Source organism: Streptomyces huasconensis (assembly GCF_021028635.1).
Lineage (GTDB): Bacteria > Actinomycetota > Actinomycetes > Streptomycetales > Streptomycetaceae > Streptomyces > Streptomyces huasconensis.
Genome location: NZ_CP086119.1, coordinates 3,015,927 through 3,039,013, shown reverse-complemented (window position 1 = coordinate 3,039,013; position 23,087 = coordinate 3,015,927). Strand labels below are relative to the sequence as shown.

The 23,087-nt window shown below is 72.3% G+C and carries 18 protein-coding genes and 1 other RNA gene; 15 read left to right on the top strand and 4 right to left on the bottom strand.

What is annotated here, in order from left to right:
* Nucleotides 1-63 precede the first annotated feature (63 nt).
* Complete coding sequence (locus J2N69_RS13730) at nucleotides 64-1,458, bottom strand: ABC transporter substrate-binding protein (protein ID WP_230901002.1); 1,395 nt, start codon at nucleotides 1,456-1,458, stop codon at nucleotides 64-66.
* A 193-nt stretch (nucleotides 1,459-1,651) separates the two neighbouring features.
* On the opposite strand from J2N69_RS13730, the gene J2N69_RS13725 reads away from it, so the two are divergent.
* Nucleotides 1,652-2,092, top strand: a complete 441-nt coding sequence (locus J2N69_RS13725; RefSeq protein WP_230901001.1) for a PPOX class F420-dependent oxidoreductase — start codon at nucleotides 1,652-1,654, stop codon at nucleotides 2,090-2,092.
* 436 nt (nucleotides 2,093-2,528) lie between these two features.
* Here J2N69_RS13725 and J2N69_RS13720 read toward each other — a convergent pair whose 3' ends face one another.
* A complete protein-coding gene (locus tag J2N69_RS13720; RefSeq protein ID WP_230901000.1) occupies nucleotides 2,529-5,774 on the bottom strand; it encodes an FHA domain-containing protein in 3,246 nt (1,081 codons plus the stop codon).
* A 393-nt stretch (nucleotides 5,775-6,167) separates the two neighbouring features.
* Between J2N69_RS13720 and J2N69_RS13715 the strand changes: the two genes are divergently transcribed.
* The 4 genes from J2N69_RS13715 to J2N69_RS13700 all read left to right on the top strand — a co-directional run bounded on the left by J2N69_RS13715 (nucleotide 6,168) and on the right by J2N69_RS13700 (nucleotide 11,354).
* On the top strand, nucleotides 6,168-7,829 hold the full coding sequence (locus J2N69_RS13715) for a serine/threonine-protein kinase (RefSeq protein WP_230900999.1): 1,662 nt from the start codon (nucleotides 6,168-6,170) through the stop codon (nucleotides 7,827-7,829).
* A gap of 116 nt (nucleotides 7,830-7,945) precedes the next feature.
* Nucleotides 7,946-9,184, top strand: a complete 1,239-nt coding sequence (locus J2N69_RS13710; RefSeq protein ID WP_230900998.1) for a serine/threonine-protein kinase — start codon at nucleotides 7,946-7,948, stop codon at nucleotides 9,182-9,184.
* A gap of 70 nt (nucleotides 9,185-9,254) precedes the next feature.
* Entirely contained in the window at nucleotides 9,255-10,361 is a 1,107-nt protein-coding gene (gene prfB / locus J2N69_RS13705; RefSeq protein ID WP_230900997.1) for a peptide chain release factor 2, read from the top strand.
* A gap of 282 nt (nucleotides 10,362-10,643) precedes the next feature.
* Nucleotides 10,644-11,354, top strand: a complete 711-nt coding sequence (locus J2N69_RS13700) for a hypothetical protein (RefSeq protein WP_230900996.1) — start codon at nucleotides 10,644-10,646, stop codon at nucleotides 11,352-11,354.
* 168 nt (nucleotides 11,355-11,522) lie between these two features.
* Here J2N69_RS13700 and J2N69_RS13695 read toward each other — a convergent pair whose 3' ends face one another.
* Entirely contained in the window at nucleotides 11,523-11,714 is a 192-nt protein-coding gene (locus J2N69_RS13695) for a hypothetical protein (protein ID WP_127910297.1), read from the bottom strand.
* 259 nt (nucleotides 11,715-11,973) lie between these two features.
* On the opposite strand from J2N69_RS13695, the gene ftsE reads away from it, so the two are divergent.
* The 6 genes from ftsE to dacB all read left to right on the top strand — a co-directional run bounded on the left by ftsE (nucleotide 11,974) and on the right by dacB (nucleotide 17,772).
* On the top strand, nucleotides 11,974-12,663 hold the full coding sequence (ftsE, locus tag J2N69_RS13690) for a cell division ATP-binding protein FtsE (RefSeq protein WP_030788113.1): 690 nt from the start codon (nucleotides 11,974-11,976) through the stop codon (nucleotides 12,661-12,663).
* Between the two features lie 68 nt (nucleotides 12,664-12,731).
* On the top strand, nucleotides 12,732-13,649 hold the full coding sequence (gene ftsX / locus J2N69_RS13685; protein WP_127910296.1) for a permease-like cell division protein FtsX: 918 nt from the start codon (nucleotides 12,732-12,734) through the stop codon (nucleotides 13,647-13,649).
* Between the two features lie 78 nt (nucleotides 13,650-13,727).
* Complete coding sequence (locus J2N69_RS13680; RefSeq protein ID WP_230900995.1) at nucleotides 13,728-14,921, top strand: S41 family peptidase; 1,194 nt, start codon at nucleotides 13,728-13,730, stop codon at nucleotides 14,919-14,921.
* Between the two features lie 18 nt (nucleotides 14,922-14,939).
* The gene (gene smpB, locus J2N69_RS13675; protein WP_230900994.1) at nucleotides 14,940-15,461 is read left to right on the top strand and encodes an SsrA-binding protein SmpB; all 522 of its coding nucleotides are present in this window, start codon (nucleotides 14,940-14,942) and stop codon (nucleotides 15,459-15,461) included.
* A 183-nt stretch (nucleotides 15,462-15,644) separates the two neighbouring features.
* Nucleotides 15,645-16,015, top strand: a transfer-messenger RNA (tmRNA) gene (gene ssrA, locus J2N69_RS13670).
* Between the two features lie 161 nt (nucleotides 16,016-16,176).
* Complete coding sequence (gene dacB / locus J2N69_RS13665; protein ID WP_230900993.1) at nucleotides 16,177-17,772, top strand: D-alanyl-D-alanine carboxypeptidase/D-alanyl-D-alanine endopeptidase; 1,596 nt, start codon at nucleotides 16,177-16,179, stop codon at nucleotides 17,770-17,772.
* Here dacB and J2N69_RS13660 read toward each other — a convergent pair.
* Nucleotides 17,693-18,940 carry an MFS transporter gene (locus J2N69_RS13660; protein WP_230900992.1) on the bottom strand — a complete coding sequence of 416 codons (1,248 nt, stop codon included), beginning with the start codon at nucleotides 18,938-18,940 and terminating at the stop codon, nucleotides 17,693-17,695. The genes dacB and J2N69_RS13660 overlap by 80 nt on opposite strands.
* Nucleotides 18,941-19,023: 83 nt before the next feature.
* Here J2N69_RS13660 and J2N69_RS13655 point away from each other — a divergent pair, with 83 nt between their 5' ends.
* The 4 genes from J2N69_RS13655 to J2N69_RS13640 all read left to right on the top strand — a co-directional run bounded on the left by J2N69_RS13655 (nucleotide 19,024) and on the right by J2N69_RS13640 (nucleotide 23,048).
* Nucleotides 19,024-20,007: a LysR family transcriptional regulator gene (locus J2N69_RS13655; RefSeq protein WP_230900991.1), complete on the top strand. Its 984-nt coding sequence runs from the start codon at nucleotides 19,024-19,026 to the stop codon at nucleotides 20,005-20,007.
* A 532-nt stretch (nucleotides 20,008-20,539) separates the two neighbouring features.
* Nucleotides 20,540-21,139 carry a hypothetical protein gene (locus J2N69_RS13650; protein ID WP_230900990.1) on the top strand — a complete coding sequence of 200 codons (600 nt, stop codon included), beginning with the start codon at nucleotides 20,540-20,542 and terminating at the stop codon, nucleotides 21,137-21,139.
* Nucleotides 21,140-21,351: 212 nt separating this feature from the next.
* Complete coding sequence (locus J2N69_RS13645) at nucleotides 21,352-22,011, top strand: hypothetical protein (RefSeq protein ID WP_230900989.1); 660 nt, start codon at nucleotides 21,352-21,354, stop codon at nucleotides 22,009-22,011.
* On the top strand, nucleotides 22,008-23,048 hold the full coding sequence (locus tag J2N69_RS13640) for a hypothetical protein (protein WP_230900988.1): 1,041 nt from the start codon (nucleotides 22,008-22,010) through the stop codon (nucleotides 23,046-23,048). Before J2N69_RS13645 ends, J2N69_RS13640 begins: the two co-directional genes overlap by 4 nt.
* Nucleotides 23,049-23,087 lie beyond the last annotated feature (39 nt).

Here is a 23,087-nt window from a genome sequence, read left to right as displayed (position 1 = left end):
CGCGGAGTCGGAGCCGGGGGCACCGCCTTCGGGGTGCCCCCGGCGTTCGCGGTCGCCACCGCGTCAGTCCTTGTAGGCCTTGGCGGCGGCCGTTTCCAGCGTCTTCTGTGTCCCCTCGACGTCCTGCGGGTCCTTCAGGAAGTCCTGCAGCGCCTTCCACTCGCCCTTGCCCGGCGTGCCGCCGAAGGACTGCGGGGCCTGGTCGGACATGTCGAAGCGGATGTCGTCGCCCGCCGCGATGAGCGCCTTGGCGATGTCGCGTTGCACGTCGTTCGGGTAAGCCGCCAGGTCCAGGTTCTTGTTCGGCGAGATGAAGCCGCCCGCCTCCGCCCAGATCCGCGCGGCGTCCGGCGACGCCAGATACGTCAGCAGCGCCTGCGCGCCCTTGCTGTCCTTCAGCGCGACGGCCGCGTCACCGCCGACCACCGCCGGGGACTCCGCGCCCACGGCCGGGAACGGGAACACCTTGGCGTCCTTGCCCACCTCGGCCTTGGTCTCGGAGATCGGCAGCGAGACCATGTCGCCCTCGAAGACCATGCCCGCACCGGGCTGGTCGCCGCCCTTGAAGGTCTGCTTCACGGACGCCGGGAACTCCGTCTGGAGCGCGCCGTCGGCGCCGCCCGCGACGAAGCCCTTCTTCCCGAACACCTCGCCGAGCGTGGTCAGTGCCTCCTTGACCGACGGGTCCGTCCACTTGATCTTGTGCTGGGCGAGCTGGTCGTACTTCTCCGGACCCGCCTGGGAGAGGTAGATGTTCTCGAACCAGTCGGTGAGGGTCCACGCCTCGGCGCCCGCCACCGATACCGGCGGCACCCCGGAGTCGTAGACCGTCTGGGCCGTCTTCATGAAGTCGTCCCAGGTCTTGGGCTCGCTCACCCCCGCGTTCTCGAAGACCCGCGTGTTGTACCAGATCAGCGACTTGTTGGCGGCCTTGAAGTACACGCCGTACTGCTTGCCGTCGACCACCCCGAGGTTCTGCCACCCCTTGGCGTAGTTCTTCTCCAGCTGCTTCTGCGCCTCGGGGCCGACCGGCTTGGCCCACTTGTTCGCCACCGCCTGCTCGATCGCCCCGACCTGCGGCAGCATCGCGACGTCCGGCGGCTGCCCGCCCGCCACCTTCGACTCCAGGAAGCTGATGATGGGGTCCTGCGCGGGAACGAAGGAGACCTTGGCGCCCGTCCTCTCCTCGAACTCGTCGAGCACCTTCAGGAAGACCTTGCGCTCCGAGCCGCCCCACACGGCCGACACGGAGACGGTCTCGCCGTCCAGCTTGGGCAGTTGGACCGTGGAACCGGTGTCCTTGCCCCCGCCCTCGTCCGTCTTGTCCCCCTCGTCGCCGTCGCCGCCGCACGCGGTGACGGTGAGCGCGAGCGCGCCCGCGACGACGGCTGAGGCGATTCTGGCGGTGGTACGCCGGTGCCGCGGTGTCCTGCGTGTACTGCGAAGAGTGCTGCGCATCACTGCCCCGTTCTCTTCCCTGACGAGTCCCGTGCGCTCTGGTCTACGCCCGCGCGGGGAGGGGCGGCAAGATGGCCTGCGGTGTCAACTCGTAGATCGTGATGGCGTTGTGACGTGCCGTCATCACCCCTTGCCACGCCATGTCACACCACTGGTGGGAATAGGCGAACCCCGCCCGCCGGTTGAGCCGGGCATGACTGAAGCGACCGACGGCTCCTTCGACCCGCACGCCCTGCTCGCCGAGAGCCGCCTCGGCGTCCTCGCCACGATCAAGTCCGACGGGCGCCCGCAGCTCTCCCCGGTCCAGCCGGCGTACGACCGCGCCACCGGCCGCCTCCAGGTGTCGACCACCGCGGGCACCGCCAAGATCACCAACCTCCGCCGCGACGCCCGCGCCGCACTGGAGGTCACCCACCCCGACGGCATGGCCTGGGCCACCGCCGAGGGCACGGCCACCCTCACCGGCCCCGGCACCGACCCGCACGGCCCCGAGGTCGAGGCACTGGTGGAGTACTACCGCGCCGCCGCGGGGGAACACCCCGACTGGGACGAATACCGCGCGGTGATGGTCAGGGAACGGCGCGTGCTGATCACCATGGAGGTGGAGCGGGTGTACGGGGCGGACATCCGCTGAAACGCCCCGCAGGGGCGCGGGGAACTGCGCACCCGGCCCCGACGGACGGCGGTCGGCTTCGTGGCGCGGGGGTGGTGCGCCAGGTTCACTCTTCGGGGGCGGGCAGCCCCCTCCAGGGCCGCGGGGAACTGCGCGCCCAGCCACAACGAACCCGCAGTGGACTGACGGCGGCGGTCTTCGTGGTGCAGGGCGGTGCACCAGGTCCACCGCCTCGGGGGCGGGCAGCCCCCCAGGGGCGCGGGGAACTGCGCGCCCAGCCAGAACGAACCCGCAGCGGACTGACGGCGGCGGTCTTCGTGGTGCAGGGCGGGGCACCAGGTCCACCGCCTCGGGGGCGGGCAGCCCCCCAGGGGCGCGGGGAACTGCGCGCCCAGCCAGAACGAACCCGCAGCCGACCAGCGGAGAGCAACCGCCCGAAACCACGCCCCACCCCCGCCTACAAAAGCGACGGCACCTGATCCGCCGAGACCGACCGCGCCGCCCGCTCCAACGCACTGGCCAGCAGGGCCAGATCCGTGGGCCCGTTCCCCAGCTCACGGACGGGCCGCCGCGCCGGCGGGTCCCCCATCCGCTCCCACTCCAGCGGCACCACCGTGGGCCGCAGCGTCGCCGTCCGCGGAATCCGGCCGGTGACCCGCCCCGCCTGGAAGGGGGTGGCCCTGCCGTCCGGGGAACGCAGCTCGCCCCGGCCCGGCGCGGGCTCCTCCGGCCCGGCCGTCACCGCGTCGAGGACCACCCGCAGCGAGGCCCGCTGGCACAGCTCGGTCTCCGGCATCCGCTCACTTCGCGCCGTGGTCGCCACGAGGTGCACGCCGAGCCGCTCGCCGTCCCGCGCGACGGCCTCCAGGGCGCGTACGACCGAACCGGCCGCGGGTCGCCCCGGGGAGCCGAGGGCGGGCGCGAGCAGTGCGTCGAAGTCGTCGACGAGCACCACGAGCCGGGGCAGCGGCGGCCCGGGCTCGGCCCGCTGCCGCGCCGCCATGGGCCGCAGCCGCATCGTGGAACTGGGCGGCACGTCCAGATCACCGTCGGACGGCTGCGCGGACCCGGCGGCGGCGGAACCGCCCACGCCGCCACCGGACGCCCCGGAGGACGACGGCGAGCGCTGCGCCACCATCCGCCCCGAGACCTCCCGCCGCGTGTGCCACTCGGCGAACCCGAGCCTGCCGAGCAGCTCGGACCGCCGCTTCAGCTCGGCGGCCAGAGACTGCGCGAACTCCCGCATGCGCACGGGGTCGTTGGCCACCAGGTGGGTCGTGACATGCGGCAGGTCCGTGCAGACGCCGAGCCCCGCGCCCTGCCGCCCGGCGCCTCCACCGCCGCTGTCCCGGCCGTCGACGAGCACGATGCCGAGCCGGTCGGGCCGCTCGGCGGCGGCCAGCGACGCGGCGAGGGAACGCAGCAGTTCGGTGCGCCCGCTGCCGGCCGGGCCCTCGGCGAGCAGATGCGGCCCGTCGGCCGCGAGGTCCGCGACGACGGGTCCGCGCGGCCCCGCGCCGAGCACGGCGGTGGCGCGCCCGCCGAGCGCCTCGGGGTCGTCCGCGGCCGCCGCCCACCGCGCCATCAGCGAGGCGGGCGTGGCCCGGGCGAGGCCCAACTCGTCCAGCAGTCTGGCCGCTTGGGGCAGCGGCGCGGACACGCGCGCGTGCCCCTCACCGGCCGTGCCGTCCGTCCGCAGCGGCGCCAGCGCCCGCGCGAACCGCTCGGCCCAGGCCCGCGACACCGCGTCCAGCGCGGCGACGGTGCCGTGCCCCGCGGGGCGTCCGCCCGCCGTCCGCATCAGCCGCAGCGCCGTCGCCACGTCCCCGCTGAGCAGCGCCACGGCACCGCACGCGCGGAAGGGGGGCGAGACCGAGCAGGCGGCTTCGTACGTGTCCAGGACGGGTGACGCGGGCGAGGCGGCCTCGGTCTCGGCGAGGCACACGACGTGGATGCCGGCCCGCGCGCCCTCACCGGCGAGCCGGACGGCGGCCTCGCGCAGCCCGGCGGAACCGGGGTCGCCGTCGACGATGACGACGGTCCGGGACGTGGGCTCCGCGGCGGCCGCCCCGCCGTCGGCGCTCACCCCCGCACCGTCGACGCCGTCGGTGCCGCCCGCGCTGTCCGCGATGCGGTCGTCCAGGCGGCGGATCAGCTCGTCCGTGCGCGCCGCCGCCTGGTCGCGGTCGTAGGCGAGCAGGAGGCGGCAGTCCTGGCCGTGCGTGGGCCGCAGATGGGGGAGCCAGCCGAGCCAGGCCCACTCCGCGGTGCGCTCCGCGGTGGTGCGCGCGCGGTCCGTGCTGATCAGCACGATCTCCAGGCAGTCGGGGGAGTGCAGCGCGGCGAGCTGGGCGACGACCGCCCTGGCCAGCCCGGTCAGCCGCTCCCGGGGCCCGGCGAGACCGAGCGCGCCCGCCTCGCGCAGGCTCACGGTGACGGGTACCGCGGGCAGCGGCCCCCCGTCGTCGGGGCCCACCCGGTCGACCGTGCCGAGCCGCACCGCGAGGGACTCCGGGTGGTCCGGACCGCGCTCCCACAGGCGGGCCCCCGGGCCGAGCGCGGTGAGCAGCAGGGTGGCGGGGTCCGGCCAGGACTCGGGCGTCCGCGCGGCGGCGGCCACGGCCAGTTCCTCGGGGGTGGGCTCGGGGGCGCCGAAGCCGGTGAAACCGCTGCCGTACGCGTCGTCGTACTCCCCGGGGTCGGCGTGTGCGCCCTGGTCGTGGCCGCTGTCCCGGCCGCCCGTCAGCCGCCGCGCCCAGGCGGAGAGGCCGCCGCGCCTGCGCAGGCCGCGCGGGACCGTCGTCCCCCGCAGGGGGGTCCCGACACGGGTGGCCTCGTCGGGGGCGCCGCCCTGGGCGGGCGGGGCGCCCGGGTCGCCGCCGTACGCCCCCGGGGTGCCGCCGTGCACGTCCGAAGCTCCGTACGCCCCGGCCGTGCGGTCGCCGACCGCCGCTCCCCACGGCGCCGAGCCGTACGTGTGCGGGGCGGGGCCCTGCGCGGGGCCGGACCGGGCCGGGAACGCCGGCTGAGGCGTCTCGGCGGTCCGCACGCGCACGTGGCCCTCGCCGTCCGGGGCGGTCGTGAGGGCCGGGGTGAGGGCGCCGTCCGCCAGCCGGAGTGCCGACTCGCCGATGCGCAGCAGAGAGCCGGGGGCGAGCCGCACGGGACGGTCGGTGACCTCCCTGCCGTCCACGGAGGTGCCGTTCGTCGAGCCGAGGTCCGTGACCGTGACGAGGCCGTCCGCCGCGAGGGTGACCGCGCAGTGCATCCGGGAGACGTCGGGGTCGTCCAGCGGAACGTCCGCGTCCGCGGAGCGGCCGACCCGGATCTGGCCACCGTGCAGCAGATGGACGCCGCCCGCGTCGGGACCCGCCACCACGTGCAACTGCGCCGCCGCACCGGCCGGTTCGGGCCCCGGCTCGGCGGGCGCGCCCAGCGAGAGCACCGCGCCGTCGATCAAGGGGGGCTCACCTAGCGTGCACCGCTGGGCGTCCAGCCGCTCGGGGCCCGCGTACAGCACCAGGGGGCTGTCGCTGCCCGCGACGGCCGTGGCGAGGCCCGAGGCGACGGCGGCGAGCGCGGTCCCCGCGGGGGCGGTGACCAGGACGTCACAGGAGCCGTGGGCCCCCGCCGCCCCGGCCGGGCGGCCTTGCTGCTCGGTCTGGCCGCTGCGCGGCCCGAGGACGGTCAGCCGGATCTGCATCGCCGTCAGCGGTCCCTTCTGCGCTGGGCGCCCGGCACGGGGACTCGCGCTGTGTTTCCCCCCACCGCACACGGGCACGTCGGCCAGTACGGGAGGCATCTTCGCACCTGCCGCCGACAACACGCCCGGCGGCCACCGGTAAGTGATCTTGATTGGTCGGCTCTGCTCGGAAAAGTGCCTGCTTGGACCGTTGCGGACGACGCCGCGGCAACCAATGGCCACGGGCAGGCGTCTTCCCTGCGGACAAGAGAACGGTCGGATTCCGATCGGCCGGCGGCCCCGGCGGCAGCACTACAGTGGGTCGGAACACCTTCGGACAGCGACAGCCCCCCGGACCGGACCGGACAGGACCAGTCCGGCGGGGACCAGCCAGACCAGCAGGGAGCGCATGACGTGCGGCCGGTAGGCAGCAAGTACCTGCTCGAGGAGCCGCTCGGACGCGGCGCCACGGGCACCGTCTGGCGAGCCCGCCAGCGGGAGACCGCGGGGGCCGAGGCGGCCGTTCCCGGCCAGCCCGGCGAGACGGTCGCGATCAAGGTCCTCAAGGAAGAACTCGCCAACGACGCGGACGTCGTGATGCGCTTCCTCAGGGAGCGGTCCGTCCTGCTCAGGCTGACCCACGAGAACATCGTCAGGACGCGCGACCTCGTCGTCGAGGGCGACCTCCTCGCCCTGGTCATGGACCTGGTCGACGGCCCCGACCTGCACCGCTATCTGCGCGAGAACGGCCCGTTCACGCCGGTCGCGGCGGCCCTGCTGACCGCCCAGATCGCCGACGCCCTCGCCGCGAGCCACGCCGACGGCGTCGTGCACCGCGACCTGAAGCCCGCGAACGTCCTGCTCAAGCAGGATGCCGGGGGCATGCACCCGATGCTCACCGACTTCGGCATCGCGCGCCTCGCCGACTCCCCGGGGCTCACCCGCACCCAGGAGTTCGTCGGCACGCCCGCGTACGTCGCGCCGGAGTCCGCCGAGGGCCGCCCGCAGACCAGCGCCGTCGACATCTACGGCGCGGGCATCCTGCTGTACGAGCTGGTCACCGGCCGTCCGCCGTTCGGCGGGGGCTCGGCCCTGGAGGTCCTGCACCAGCACCTCAGCGCCGAACCGCGCCGCCCCTCGACCGTCCCCGACCCGCTGTGGACGGTCATAGAGCGCTGCCTGGACAAGAACCCGGACCGCCGCCCCAGCGCCGAGAACCTCGCCCGCGGCCTGCGTGTCGTCGCCGAGGGCATCGGCGTGCACTCCACCCCGGCGCAGATCACCGCGGCGGAGGGCGTGGGCGCCCTGCTCATGCCCGACCCGGCCCCGGCCCCCGTGCCGGAGGCCCCCGGCGCCGCCGACCCCACCCAGGTCCTGCCGAACACGGCGGGCCCGTACGACCCGAACGCGGCGACCAGCGTCATGCGCAACACCGGCGGCCCCGGCGACGCCGACCCGACGTCCGTCCTGCCGAACACCGGCGCCGCCGACCCGACCGAGGTCATGCCACCGGTCCCGCCGAGCACCCCCGGCGCCGACCCGAACGAGCCGCACCCCTGGCAGAACCAGATGCGCGCGGCCCGCGACCGCAACGACCAGACGCAGGTCCAGTACCTCGACCCCGACCAGGACCCGCTGCGCAGGCGGCCCCAGCGCCAGGTGGCCCGCCCCGAACCGCAGCAGCCGCAGCCGCGCCCCCAGCAGTACGCGCCGCAGCAGCCCCGCGGCAGACGCCCGCAGCAGCGACCCGCGCCGCAGCCGTACCAGCAGCCGCAGCACCAGCCGCAGCAGTACGCGGCGCCCCCGCAGGCGCCGCCGCCCCAGCAGCCCGCCCCGCGCCCGCCGCGCGAGCCGAGGCAGCCCCGGCAGCGCAGCGCCAACCCGATGAAGATCCCGGGCCTCGGCTGCCTCAAGGGCTGCCTGTTCACGCTCGTCATCCTCTTCGTGGCGAGCTGGCTGGTCTGGGAGTTCAGCCCGCTCCAGGACTGGATCGGCACGACCAAGGGCTACTGGGAGCAGCTGACGGACTGGTACGACACGGTCAGCGGCTGGATCGGCAAGCTCGGCGCCAACTAGCGCGCGGGCGGTTCTGGGGATTTGTCGACATCGGCAGGGTGATTTCGGCTCCCGGAGTGAAGGTTGGCGGCAAGGACGCGTAGCTTTGTCGCCAACACGCATCCGTAGGAGCAGTCTTGACGCGCAAGATCGGCAGCCGGTACACCGCCCACCAGATCCTGGGCCGTGGCAGCGCCGGCACGGTGTGGCTCGGTGAGGGGCCCGAGGGCCCCGTCGCCATCAAGCTGCTGCGCGAGGACCTGGCGTCCGACCAGGAACTCGTCGGCCGCTTCGTCCAGGAGCGCACGGCCCTGCTCAGCCTCGACCACCCGCGCGTCGTCGGCGTCCACGACCTGGTGGTCGACGGCAACGACCTGGCCCTGGTCATGGACCTCGTCCGCGGCACGGACCTGCGCACCCGCCTCGACCGCGAGCGCCGCATGGCGCCCGAGGCCGCCGTCGCCATCGTCGCGGACGTCGCCGACGGCCTCGCCGCCGCGCACGCTGCGGGCATCGTGCACCGTGACGTCAAGCCCGAGAACGTCCTCCTGGACATGCAGGGCCCCCTCGGCCCCGGCGGGGCGCACCCCGCGCTGCTCACCGACTTCGGCGTCGCCAAGCTGATCGACTCCCCGCGGCGGACCCGCGCGACGAAGATCATCGGCACCCCGGACTATCTCGCCCCCGAGATCATCGAGGGCCTGCCGCCGCGCGCGGCCGTCGACATCTACGCCCTCGCGACCGTCCTGTACGAGCTGCTCGCGGGCTTCACGCCGTTCGGCGGCGGGCACCCGGGCGCGGTCCTGCGGCGCCACGTCACCGAGACGGTCGTGCCGCTCCCGGGCATCCCCGAGGAGCTGTGGCAGCTCCTCGTGCAGTGCCTCGCCAAGGCCCCGGCGTCCCGGCTGCGCGCCTCCGAGCTGGCCGCACGCCTGCGGGAGCTGCTGCCGCTGATCGCGGGCATGCCGCCGCTGGACGTCGACGAGCCGGACACGGAGCCCTCCGCGGCCGAGGAGGCGTACGACGACGCGGCCCCGGCCCCCGAGCCGCGCGCCGCCGCCCCCAGGCGCGGGGCGGTGCCCCTGGTGCCGGGCCCGGCGTCCGCGGACTCCAACCGTGACACCCACACCTCCATGCGGGTCCCCGGCCCCGACGAGCTGGCGGGCGGCGCCCGCGGCACGGCCCGCGTCCCCCGGGCGGCCGGTGCGGCCCGGCCCGGCTCCGCCAAGCACCGCGCCTCCGCCCGGCGCCGGCGGATCACGCTGGGCGTGGCGGGCGTGGTCCTGATCGCGGCCGCGGGCGTGGGCACGTGGGCGGCGACCTCGGGCGAGGACGCGCCCCCGGACAGCGGGAACTCGGCGCCTCCGACCCCCTGAGCGCCGGGCGCCGGGGCCCCGAGGGCCCACGGCGGGCGGGGACGGTTGCCGCAGCCGTTACGCTGGAGTCGTGGCAGTCGTCGATGTATCCGAAGAGCTCAAGTCCCTCTCCTCGACCATGGAGTCGATCGAGGCCGTCCTGGACCTCGACAAGATGAGGGCCGATATCGCCGTGCTCGAGGAGCAGGCGCTCGCACCGAGCCTGTGGGACGACCCGGAGGCGGCGCAGAAGATCACCAGCAAGCTGAGCCACCTCCAGGCGGAGGTCAGGAAGGCCGAGGCGCTGCGCGGGCGCATCGACGACCTCAGCGTGCTGTTCGAGATGGCCGAGGAGGAGGACGACCCGGACACCCGTGCCGAGGCCGAGTCCGAGCTCACCGCCGTCAAGAAGGCCCTCGACGAGATGGAGGTGCGCACCCTCCTCTCCGGTGAGTACGACTCCCGCGAGGCCGTCGTCACCATCCGCGCGGAGGCCGGCGGCGTCGACGCCTCCGACTTCGCCGAGAAGCTCCAGCGCATGTACCTGCGCTGGGCGGAGCGCCACGGCTACAAGACGGAGCTGTACGAGACGTCGTACGCGGAAGAGGCCGGCATCAAGTCGACCACCTTCGCCGTCAACGTCCCGTACGCCTACGGCACGCTCTCCGTGGAGCAGGGCACCCACCGCCTGGTCCGCATCTCGCCCTTCGACAACCAGGGCCGCCGCCAGACCTCCTTCGCGGGCGTCGAGATCCTTCCCGTGGTCGAGCAGACCGACCACATCGAGATCGACGAGAGCGAGCTGCGCGTCGACGTGTACCGCTCCTCGGGCCCCGGCGGCCAGGGCGTCAACACCACGGACTCCGCGGTCCGCCTGACCCACCTGCCGACCGGCATCGTCGTCTCCTGCCAGAACGAGCGCTCGCAGATCCAGAACAAGGCGACCGCGATGAACGTCCTCCAGGCGAAGCTCCTGGAGCGCCGCCGCCAGGAGGAGCAGGCGAAGATGAACGCCCTCAAGGGCGACGGCGGCAACTCCTGGGGCAACCAGATGCGTTCGTACGTCCTGCACCCGTATCAGATGGTCAAGGACCTCCGTACCGAGTTCGAGGTCGGCAATCCCGAGTCCGTCTTCAACGGCGAGATCGACGGTTTCCTGGAAGCCGGAATTCGCTGGCGCAAGCAGCAGGAGAAGTAAAAACCCGCTCTGAGCGGCTTTATCGACAAGGCAACTGCTGCCCAAGAGGCGGCAGTTGCCTTTTACGTCACAGTCACATCTCCCGACGACGGGCAACTGCTCTCATATCGGGCATCGCGCACGCAACGACCTTGACGCTGCCTTGAAAAGTGGAAAGGCTAGCGCGCGGTATGCGTAACAGCGGGGTGCGTGGGACCTGTGGGGGCCGGAACGATCGCCCCCGGCGAATGCCGCCCCGGACGCTGCCTCACTGACATTTCAGCTACTGGGGGTAGCAGCCTGATGACCAAGAAGACGCGCATCCGTATCGCGCGGATAGCCGCGGGCGCCGTGATCGCCGCCGGTGCCTCGCTGACCGCCGCGGGTGCCGCCTCGGCCCTCGACGTCGGCGTCGACCTCGGCGGGGTGGGCGCGGGCGCCCACGCGGACGAGACCGGCGTCGGCGTGGACGTCGATGTCGACGTCCCGAACGACGACCCGACGACGATCCCGACGGACACGCCCACGAACCCGCAGCCGACGGACCCGCCGGAGCCCACCGGTGAGCCGACGGACCCGACGGAGCCGCCCGAGGAGACGGACCCGCCGCTGCCCACCTCGGACCCGACCGAGCCGGGCAACGGGAACGGCGGAAACAACGGCAACGGCGGCAACAACGGCCACAACGGCAACGGCAACGGCGGTAACAACGGCAACGGCGGCCACAACGGCGGCGGCAACGGCGGTGGCGGCAACGACACCGGCCCCGACGGCGGCGGCTCCGTCCCCGTCGAGCAGGGCAAGGCCAAGGACAGCCTGACCGACACCGGCTCCGCGCCGGTCGAGCAGGGCGGCAACACGGGCAGCGGCAAGGGCGGCGACAAGGGCGAGCTGGCCGAGACCGGCGCCGCCGAGACCACCTTCCTCGTGATCGGCGCCGCCACGATGATCGCCGGCGGCATCGGCTTCCGCATCCTGCCGCGCCTCGTCGGCAACCGCGGCGCCGCCGCCTGATCCCAGGCGCCGACGCGCGTGACGGCGTAGGCGGAGTACGGCACGTACGGTCTGTACGTGCCGTACCTCACGCGGACGTCGTACGGCACATACGGCCTGTGCGGCCCGCGCAGTCGTACGAAGAAGGGCCCAAAGCTTCACGAAGCTCCGGGCCCTTCTTTCGTCGTCCTACGCGGACTGGTGCGCCAGCAGCGCGACCGCCGCGATCAACACCACGAGCAGCGCTATCAGTGTCGCGGGATTGAGGCCCGCGAAGGGCCCTTCCTGCTGCATGCGCGCGCGATTGGCCCGGCACACGGGGCAGCGGCCTTCACTCACGGGCGCCGCGCAGTTCGCGCATACCAACCGATCCAGGGTCATGCGCTTCTCCTCCCGCACAGTCTCAGCCTGCCCAACGGTACGGGGAACCCAATCGTTCCCCTTACCACTGTGCCAGCTTCCGCGGAATTCGGCGCGGCCCGCCCTCGCGCGACCGTCCCGCACGGTTGCGCCCCTCCGCACGCCCGTGACCTCCGACACGTCCATGGACAAAACGCGCAACTCCGGACGCCGACTGCGCTCGCGTACCGCCTTCGCGTAGGGTCACGCTCACCTACCCCCGGCAACCCGTGGTGCATCCGTGATCCGTTTCGACAACGTCTCCAAGGCCTATCCCAAGCAGACCCGCCCCGCTCTGAGGGACGTCTCCCTCGAGATCGAGAAGGGCGAGTTCGTCTTCCTGGTGGGGTCCTCCGGCTCCGGAAAGTCCACTTTCCTGCGGCTCGTCCTGCGCGAGGAGCGCACCAGCCACGGCCAGGTGCACGTCCTCGGCAAGGACCTCGCACGCCTGTCCAACTTCAAGGTGCCGCACATGCGCCGCCAGTTGGGCACCGTCTTCCAGGACTTCCGCCTCCTGCCCAACAAGACCGTCGGCGAGAACGTCGCCTTCGCGCAGGAGGTCATCGGCAAGTCCCGCGGCGAGATCCGCAAGTCCGTCCCCCAGGTCCTCGACCTCGTGGGGCTCGGCGGCAAGGAGGACCGGATGCCCGGCGAACTCTCCGGCGGTGAGCAGCAACGCGTCGCGATCGCGCGCGCGTTCGTCAACCGGCCGAAGCTCCTCATCGCCGACGAGCCCACCGGCAACCTCGACCCGCAGACCTCCGTCGGCATCATGAAGCTGCTCGACCGGATCAACCGGACCGGCACCACCGTCGTGATGGCCACACACGACCAGCAGATCGTGGACCAGATGCGCAAGCGGGTCATCGAGCTGGAGAAGGGCCGTCTCGTGCGCGACCAGTCGCGCGGCGTGTACGGCTACCAGCACTGACGTCCCGTACCTCCCAACGCCTTCCGCGCCAACTGATCCACTGAAAGCTGATCCACTGAAAGGCCGCCATGCGCGCCCAGTTCGTCCTGTCGGAGATCGGCGTCGGCCTCCGTCGCAATCTCACGATGACCTTCGCGGTCGTCGTCTCCGTAGCGCTCTCGCTCGCCCTGTTCGGCGGCTCGCTGCTCATGCGTGACCAGGTGAGCACGATGAAGGGTTACTGGTACGACAAGGTCAACGTCTCGATCTTCCTGTGCAACAAGGCCGACGCCGAGCAGGACCCCAAGTGCGCCAAGGGCGCCGTCACGAACGAGCAGAAGGACCAGATCCTCGGCGATCTGAAGAAGATGCCCGTCGTGGACACGGTCCAGCACGAGACGGCGGACGAGGCGTACAAGCACTACAAGGAGCAGTTCGGCGACTCCCCGCTCTCCAGCTCCCTCACGCCGGACCAGATGCAGGAGTCGTTCCGCGTCAAGCTGAAGGACCCGGAGAAGTACCAGGTGGTCGCGACCGCCTTCTCGGGCCGGGACGGCGTGCAGTCCGTCGAGGACCAGAAGGACTACCTGGACAACCTCTTCGAGCTGCTCAACGGCATGAACTGGGCGGCCATCGCGGTGATGGCGCTGATGCTCGTCGTCGCGCTGATGCTGATCGTCAACACCGTGCGCGTCTCGGCGTTCAGCCGCAGGCGCGAGACCGGCATCATGCGGCTGGTCGGCGCCTCCAGCTTCTACATCCAGATGCCGTTCATCATGGAGGCCGCCGTCGCCGGCCTCATCGGCGGCGCCCTCGCCTGCGGCATGCTGCTCGTGGGCCGCTACTTCATGATCGACCACGGGCTCGCGCTCTCCGAGAAGATCAACCTCATCAACTTCATCGGCTGGGACGCCGTCCTCGCCAAGCTGCCGCTGGTGCTCGCGATCGGCCTGTTGATGCCCGCCCTCGCCGCGTTCTTCGCGTTGCGCAAGTACCTGAAGGTGTGACAAGCACCCTGCGCGTTCCGCGGCGCCGTACGGTTCAACGGACCGTACGGCGCCCTTCGTTGTCCTAGACTCACCGGCATGTCAGGTCTTGACCGGTTCGCCGATCGGCTCGCCGTGCCCCGCCGTGTACGCCGCGGGGCGACCCTGACGTTGGTCTTCGCGAGCGTGCTCGTCACCGGGGCCGCCACCGGTTCCTGGAGCGAGGCGGCGGACGGCGGCCGGAATACGCCACCCCTTCCGGTGCGTTCGGACGCCGTGGCCCCGTCGGGCGGCGGCCGCACCGCCGAGCGGGCCGCCGAGGCCGCCGCCGAGGCCATGGCCGACGGCACGTCCGCCGAGAAGGCGGCCGAGGAGGCCGTCAGCCGCAGCGGGGACCGCTGGGGCTCGGTGTACTCCCACGGCGAGTACCGCGAGTTCGAGCAGGCCCTCGACGGCGCCTACACCGGCGTCGGGCTCTGGGCCCGGCGCGGTGCCGACGGGCGCATAGAGGTCTCCCGGGTCCAGAAGGACGGGCCCGCCGACCGCGCCGGCATCCGCGAGGGCGACCGGCTGCGGTCCATCGACGGCAGGCGTGTCACCGGCCGCCCCGTCACGGAGGTCGTCGCCCTGCTGCGCGGCCACCGGGCGGGGACCCCGGTGCGACTGGGGCTGGAGCGCGCCACGCGCGCGTGGAGCGAGACCCTGCGCAGGGCACGCCTGTCCACGGACTCCGTCACCGTCACCAAGCTGCCCGGCGGTGCCGTCATGATCAAGGTCGCCGCGTTCACCAAGGGCTCCGGAGAGGCCGTGCGCTCCGCGGTGCGCGAGGCCCCCGAGGGCGCGGGCATCCTGCTCGACCTGCGCGGGAACTCCGGAGGCCTGGTCTCGGAGGCGGTCACCGCCTCCTCGGCACTGGTCGACGGCGGTCTCGTGGCGACGTACGACGTACGGGGCGAGCAGAAGGCACTGCACGCCGAGCGCGGCGGCGACACCGGGCGGCCGGTGGTCGCGCTGGTCGACGGCGGCACGATGAGCGCGGCGGAACTCCTCACCGGCGCTCTCCAGGACCGCGGCCGCGCGGTCGTGGTGGGCTCCCGTACCTTCGGCAAGGGTTCCGTCCAGATGCCGAGCCGCCTTCCCGACGGCTCCGTCGCCGAGCTGACCGTCGGCCACTACCGCACCCCGTCGGGCCGGGCGGTGGACGGGCGGGGCATCACCCCCGACCTGGAGGTCGAGGACGGGGCCGCCGCCAGGGCCGAGACAGTATTGACTGGCCTCGGACCCCCCTCGTAGTGCGAAAATGGCCGCACTATGGCGAAGGAAAAGGTAAAGCGCAAGGCAGCGAAGGCCAATGAGAAGGCCCCCGCCCGCAAGATGGTCGCGCAGAACAAGAAGGCGCGGCACGACTACACCATCCTGGACACCTACGAGTGCGGCCTGGTGCTGATGGGCACCGAGGTGAAGTCCCTGCGGCTCGGCCGGGCCTCCCTCGTGGACGGCTTCGTGCAGATCGACCGGGGCGAGGCGTGGCTGCACAACATCCACGTCCCGGAGTACGTGCAGGGCACCTGGACCAACCACTCCGCCACGCGCAAGCGCAAGCTCCTGATGCACCGGGCGGAGATCGACAAGCTGGAGTCGAAGTCCCAGGAGACGGGTCACACGATCGTGCCCCTCTCGCTGTACTTCAAGGACAGCCGGGTCAAGGTCGAGATCGCGCTGGCCAAGGGCAAGAAGGAGTACGACAAGCGGCAGACGCTGCGGGAGAAGCAGGACACGCGCGAGACCAACCGCGCGATCTCGGCGGCCCGGCGTCGGCAGGGCATCGCCTAGCGGCGGGCGAGGCGCGGACCCGAGGCGCGGACCCGAGGCACCGGTCCTGAAGCACCGGTCCTGAAGCACCGGACCCGAGGCGTCGGACCCGCCTGTCGGGAATAGGCTGGCACGGGTCGGCGTTGGTCACGTACGATGGGCCATGCCCCGCAGGTGACGGGGCGCGGATTGAAAAATCAACATGGGGATGATCGGTTTCGACAGCGGATGTCGAAGCAGGGGAAGCGTGTCGAGGAAGCGGCAATGATCTCGTAAACCATATGTCGCAACCAATAATCGCCAACACCAAGCGCGATTCCTTCGCCCTCGCTGCCTAAGTAGCGACTCGGTGAAGTGTCAGCCCGGGGCTGTTCCCGACCCGGATCCTGGCATCAGCTAGGGAACTAAACTTCTGGACCCGGTCACGGGGTCCAGGAGGAAATCAAACAGTGACTGGGCCCGTCGGCGACTTGTTCGCGTGATCGCCGGGGCCGAGAAAATCGCAGCGAACTGCACACGGAGAAGCCCTGATTCCGCACCGTTGGACGCGGGTTCGATTCCCGCCATCTCCACAATTCCCATGTGAGGTTGAAGCCCTCTGGCCCCAGGCCAGAGGGCTTCTTCCGTGGTGTGAGCCTTCTCCGTGGTGCGAGCCTTCTCCGCGCCGCCGGGTTTTTCGTGCCGGGCCGGGGCGGGGGCTGTCGTTCGGGCGCGCCGTCCGGGATGCTCCAGGGTCATGAGAAGCCCCGTGCGACGCGTCAACAACCGTATGCGCCACTGGATCTGGCCCGCCGTGCTCGGCCTCGCGGCGGTCACCCTCACCGTCGGCTCCCCGGCCGGGGCCGACGCCGACCCATCCGGGCTGCCCGAAGCCATCGACACCGTCCTCGGCGACCCCCGCATGGAGGGTGGCGTGGCCAGTGTGGTGGTCGCCGACGCCGCGTCCGGCGACGTCCTCTACCGCCACCGCCCCAGCGGCCGCCTCATGCCCGCCTCCAACACCAAGCTGCTCACCTCGGCCGCCGCCATGGAGCTGCTCGGGCCCGGCCACCGCTTCACCACCGACGTCCTGGCCGACGGCGAACGGCGGGGCCCCGTACTCCGCGGCGACCTGTACCTGCGCGGCACCGGCGACCCGACGACGCTCGCCGAGGACTACGACCGCCTCGCCGCGCGGATCGCCGGCTCGGGCGTCCGCCGCGTCTCCGGGCGGCTGATCGCCGACGACACCCGCTTCGACGACCAGCGCGTCGGCGACACCTGGAGCGCCGACGACGAGTCCGCGTACTACGCGGCGCAGATCAGCGCCCTGAGCGTCGCGCCCGACACCGACTACGACACCGGCACCGTCATCGTCGAGGTGGCGCCGGGGGCGCAGGCCGGTGACAAGCCGCGCGTCAGCGTGACGCCGCGGACCGACTACGTGGACATCGACCTGCGCGCGAGCACCGTCGCCGCGGGCGGCGCGGACACCGTCGCCGTGGCGCGCCGGCACGGCGAGAACACCATCACGGTCACCGGCACGGTCCCGGTCGGCGGGTCCCCCACCAAGGAGTGGGTCACCGTCTGGGAGCCGACGGGGTACGCCGCCGCCGTCTTCCGCGACGCGCTCGCCGCGCACGGGGTGCGGGTCAGCGGCCCGACCAGGACCGGGATCGCCACGCCCACGGGCGCGCGGCGCCTCGCCTCGCACGACTCCATGCCGCTCAAGGACCTCTTGGTGCCGTTCATGAAGCTCTCCAACAACATGCACGCCGAGGGCCTCACCAAGACCATGGGGCACAAGGCGACCGGGCGGCCCGGCAGTTGGGGCGACGGCATCGCGGCCGTCGGCGGCTATCTGAAGTCCGTCGGCGTCGACCCCGGGAAGCTGCGCCAGGTCGACGGCTCCGGGCTCTCCCGCAAGGACAACGCCCCGGCCGACCAGTACATCCGGCTGCTGCGCGCGGCCAAGGACGAGCCGTGGTTCGCCGACTGGTACGCGTCCCTGCCGGTGGGCTGCGGGCCGGGCAAGGCGGTCGGCGGCACGCTGCGGTCCCGGATGTGCGGGACGCCGGCGGCCGGCAACGTCCGGGCCAAGACGGGGACGCTGACGGGCGCCTCCGCGCTGTCCGGCTACGTACGGGACAAGGACGGCCGCGAACTGGTCTTCAGCGTCATCCTCAACAACCACCTCGCCCCCTCGGTGAAGGCACTGGAGGACGCGATCGTGGTGACCCTCGCCTCGTCGACCAGGGACCGGGCCGTGCCGGTCATGCCTCGCGCGACACGTGCCGTGACCGAGCGGGGCGTCGACGCGGAGTGCTCGTGGCGCAAGCCTGCGCGCTGCTGAGCAGCAGGGCCGCGCAGGCGGCGGCGACCGGCACCCAGTAGCCCGCGGCGGGGCCGAGCCGCTCCACCGCCCAGCCGCCGCCCGCCGCGCCGCACGCGATGCCCCCGAGGAGGCCGGTCACGGCGAGGGTCATGCCCTCGTTCAGGCGCCCCTCGGGGGTGCGGTGCTGCACCAGGGTCATCCCGGTGACCATCGTGGGCGCCGTCGCCATGCCCGCGAGCAGCAGGGCTCCGGCCAGCGCGGTCAGCGAGCCCGTGACGGTCACCGCGAGCAGCGGCAGCGTCATCAGGGCCGCCATCGCCGCGCCGCACAGCAGGTGGCGGCGGACGAGCGGGCCGCGGGGCCTCGCGGCTCCGTAGACGAGGCCCGCCGCGCAGGAGCCCGCGGCCTGGAGGGCGAGGATCGCGCCCGCGGCCGCCTTGTGCCCCTGCGCGTCGGCGAAGGCGATCGTGACGACCTCCAGGGAGCCGAAGACCGCGCCGGTCGCGACGAAGACGACCAGCAGCGCGGGCATCCCGGGCGCGCGCAGGGGCGATCCGGCTGCCTCCGTGGCGGCGTCCGTACGCCCCTGGGGCGGCGGCTCGGTGGCCCGCTGGGCGGCGAAGACCAGCACGCCGGTCAGCAGCAGCACCACGCCGATGAGGGTGCCCGCCTGCGGGAAGAGCGCCGCGCACAGGAAGGCGGCGAGGACCGGCCCGAGCATGAAGCACAGCTCGTCGGCGGCCTGTTCGAAGGAGTTGGCGGTGTGCACGGCCGCGGCGTCGCCCTTGAGGAGGTGGGCCCAGCGCGCCCGCGACATGCCGCCCGTGTTGGGCGTCGTGGCCGTGGCGGCGTACGACGCGAAGAGGGTCCAGTCGGGCGCGCCGTACCGCACGCACAGCAGCAGCGAGAGCGAGCCGAGCGCGGCGATCACGGTGGCGGGGACGGCGACGCGCGCCTGGCCGTGGCGGTCGACGAGCCGTGCCGTCCAGGGCGCCACGACGGCGGTCGCCGCGAGGCCGGTCGCGGTGACGGCGCCGGCCAGCGCGTACGAGCCGCGGGCGCCGGAGATCATGATGACGGCGCTCACGCTGAACATGCCCATGGGCAGGCGGGCGATGAGGTTGCCGAGGGTGAAGGCGGTGGCGCCGGGTATCGCGAAGAGGCGGGCGTAGGGGTTGCGGGGCATGGGCCCACCCTCGCGGCGGGGGATCGGCGGGGTCCAACACCTTGTGGGGCGCCATTCACGCGCCCGCGTTGTAAGTTCCTGCGGTGACCCGACTTCCGGCCCCGCACCGCGATGTGGAACCCCGCCTGCTCCGGGCCTTCCTCGCCGTCGCCGAGGAGCTGCACTTCACCCGGGCCGCCGCCCGGCTGTACGTGGCGCAGCAGGCGCTGAGCCGTGATGTGCGGCGCCTGGAGCGGGAGTTGGGCGCCGAACTGTTCTCGCGTACGACACGACAGGTCGCCCTGACCGCCGACGGCGAGCGGCTCCTGCCGTACGCGCGCAGGGCCCTGGAGGCCCAGGACGAGCTGGTCGCCGCCTTCACGGGGGCCGCGCGGCCGCTGCTCGTCGACCTGAACAGCCCCGGGCTCGTCTTCGGGCGCGTCCTGGAGCGGGCCCGCGAACTCGCCCCCGAGCACGAGCTGATGGCCCGCTTCGAGAGCGGCCTGACCGGAGCCGCCGTCGAGATGATTGCCGGACGGCTGGACATGTCCTTCGGGCGGTACGCGGGACTGGACCCCGCCCTGCGGGCCTCGCTCGCCCACCAGCCCGTGCGGTACGAGCCGATGGCGGTGCTGCTGCCGCACGGTCATCCGCTGACCCGGCTCGACGCCGTGCCGCTGGACGCGCTCGCGGGGGAGACCGTGTACGCGGGGGCGGGCAACCCCCGGACGCCGGAGTGGACCGACCTCGCGCACCGGCTCTTCGAGGGGCGCGGCATCGCTGTCGCGCCGCCCGCGCCGCTCGCCGTGGGCCGGGAGGAGTTCGGTCGGCTCATGGCGAAAAAGCGTCACCCGGTCCTCGCCGTGGTGGACTTTCCGGCCATGCCGGGCGCGGAGCTGCGGCCCTTGATCGACCCGGTCCCGCTCTCTCCCGTGTCCCTGGTGTGGCGAAAGGGCCTGGCCCATCCGGGCGCCGCCGCCGTCCGGGCCGCCGCCGCGGAGCTGGCGGCCGACGAAGACTGGCTGGAGAGGCCCGCAGAGGGATGGATTCCGGACACAGACGCACTCATCATGATGAGTCGGAAATGACCGAAACCCACTCCTGCCGACGCCGCGCTGCGTTCGTGCTCCGGGCCCTGTGTGGCAGGGGGGCGCTCGGTCCGGGCGGAGTGGGCGGAATGGGCCGAGTGGAGGCGCCGCGGAGGAGGGGTGGAGGTTCTTCGCGGCCTTGGCGGAGGTTCAGCGGTGAAGAGCTGTACGGGCCGGATGGTTCGCGATCGAACCGTTGCGTTGCGCGACTGTTACGCGCGAGTACGTGACCGTAATGAGCCGAAATACCGCTGGAAATGCGGGCGTTGAAGGGCCGGTTCGAACGTCCCGCAGGGGCGGCTTGGTTGGTTCGCTTCGCGATGGCGAAGTCTGGGTGCGCGTAAAGCGACTGCACGTGGGCGGGTTGTCGGGGCGGCCACGGAAAGCGTTGCAACCGCTAACGCGAGGGGTGCGAGTGACGGTAACGATCTCGACGCGCCGCGTCACCGGCTCCTAAGCTGGCGGCTCTTCCTGCTGCTCGCACGGGCGGAACTCTGCTGAGCGGCGGGCCCGTCACTGCCAGGAGATCACTTTGCTCTGCACCAAGACCGCGCTGCGGCTCGCCGCGCCCGTCGCCGTACTCGCCCTCGCCCTGACCGCCTGCGGCGGGGACGACAAGAAGTCGGAGGAGAAGCCGAAGGCGGACGCCCCCAAGTCCCGGACCGAGCCCACGAAGCCATCGGCGCTGGCGGCCGGCGAGAGCACCACGGGCAAGGTCAAGGAGGGCGACGCCACGGTCACGTACGACGTCGCCGCGCAGAAGGTCGACGTGGGCACGGAGGCCGAGACCAAGAAGCTGGTCTCGGACCCGAAGGACGCCAAGGGCCTGGTGGCGGCGGTCGCCCACGTGAAGTACACCCTCAAGGAAGGCGCCCCGCTCAAGGACGTCCCGGACGTGGGCGACGGCGCGGAGGTCTACGCCGACGGCACCCGCGGCGGCCTGCTGATCGGCGCCTCCGAGGACGCGCCGGGCTGCGAGGACGAACTGGAGCTGGAGGGCTGGAAGAAGGGCGAGAGCCACGTGATCTGCCAGACGTACCTGGTGCCGGTGAACACCAAGGAGCTGGAGGTCCACTGGGCGCCCGAGGACAGCGAGAGCGAGCCGGCGGTCTGGAAGTTCCCGGCGAAGTGACGAAGGAGGCGCGGCCCGGCGGCCACGCCTTCCGTCTGTACGCCCCCGACCGCGAACGCGGGTGGGGGCGGCGCCCTTTCGTGTCGGCGCGGTGCCGTGAGGCGACGGCGGCGGGCCGACGCGGTTGGCGTCGCCCCTTGCCGCATGGATAGCTTGGTTCACTCCAGAGAACCGGATAACCCGAAGAACCCACGCCCCACCAGGAGCTGACCGTGAACCGCCGCCCCACATTGCTCGTAGCGGCCGCCTTGACCGCCGTCGCGGCCCTTTCGCTCTCCGCCTGCGGAAGCGGCGACGAGGGCGGCAAGGACAACGAGAAGATCGCGGGGGCGGACGCGGGGGGCAAGGAGAGGGAGTCGCCGTCGGCGAAGGCTTCGGATGACGGGATCGAGCGGCCCAAGGTGACCTTGCCGAAGGGCGACAAGATCATCTTTTCGCCCGAGACGACAGGCGAGGCCAAGACGGACGCGGTGCTGCGCGACAACGCGGAGTATCTCCGCGCCATCGACGAGGCCATCGAGAAGCAGGACCCGAAGTCCGAGGCCATCGTCTTCTACAGCAAGGACTCGGCCCTGCTCGGGACCGTGGACTGGGTCAGCGGCTTCATCAAGGACGGCACGACGGTGACGGGCACCGTGCGCTACTTCAACCGCAAGGTCGTCTTCAGCAAGGACGGTTCGGCCGGACTCACGTACTGCGCCGACGAGTCCAAGGGGTACACGAAGGACCGTAAGACGCAGAAGGTCAACGTCACCAAGCCCACGAAGAACTCGTACGTGTTCTACAACGACCGGCTCCGCAAGAACGCCAAGGGCGTGTGGCAGGTGACCAAGAGCACCTCCGAGCGCGGGAGCGAGGTCTGCCAGCCGTGACGCGCCGAGGAACAGCCCTGGCCGTATGCGCCGCCTTGCTGCTCACCGTGCAGGCCGCGCCAGTGGCGTGGGCGGACCGGACGAACACCTCGGGCACCACCAAGGACGCCAAGGGCGGCAAGAACGGCCGCACCATCACCGTGCAGACCAAGGTCCAGACGACCGTCAACGGCGACGCGAAGTCCGCCGCCACCGGCAACCTCTCGTCGGCGGACAGCAACTGGACCCCGCCCGCCTGCTGGTACGAACCCGCTTTCTCCCCCAAGGAGATCGAGAAGACCGTCAAGGCGTGGCGGGGCTTCGGTGACGGTGTCCCGCTCTTCGAGGGGGTCGGGGAGTTCGTCGGCGACTACCTCGACAGCCGTTACAAGGAGGGCAAGCCGTACAAGAACTACAACCTCGACAAGCAGGGCAGGGGGATGTTCTGGGCGGCGGCGGTCAACCCGAACCGCAAGGACGATCCGGAGGCCAGCGCCTGCGACAAGCAGCCCTTCTGGGTCGACGAGGACAAGACGCCGGACGAGCCGCTCGCCGTGACCCCGCGGATTCTCGCCGAGTACGCGTACGACGAGCTGCCCGTCCCGGAGACCGAGATCAGGATGGCCCCGGACGGTGAGACCAAGGTCAACCTGCCGACGTGGGCCTGGCTGGACAAGGCGAAGTTCAAGCCGGTGTCGGTGACCGCGAGCATTCCGGGCTCGGGACTCTCCGCGACCACGACCGCGAAGCCCGTCGCGCTCACGATCGACCCCGGGACGCCGGACGCCGAGACGTACCCGGCCTCGGGCGAGTGCCCGCTCGACGGCGACAAGATCGGCAGCCCACGCGCCAAGGGCACGCCCGCGGACACGGAGCCGCCGTGCGGTGTGCGGTACCTGCGGTCGTCGGCCAAGGACGGGGCGTACCAGCTGAAGGCCACCCTCACCTGGGAGATCAGCTGGACCAGCACCGATGAGGACGGCGGCCCTCTTCCGGAGGGGGTCTACGGCGCGTCGCAGGACGTCGTGGTGCGGGAAGTGCAGGCGGTCAACCGATGAGCGGGTGCCATCGGAGGCCCCGGCGCGCGTTCCCGCGCG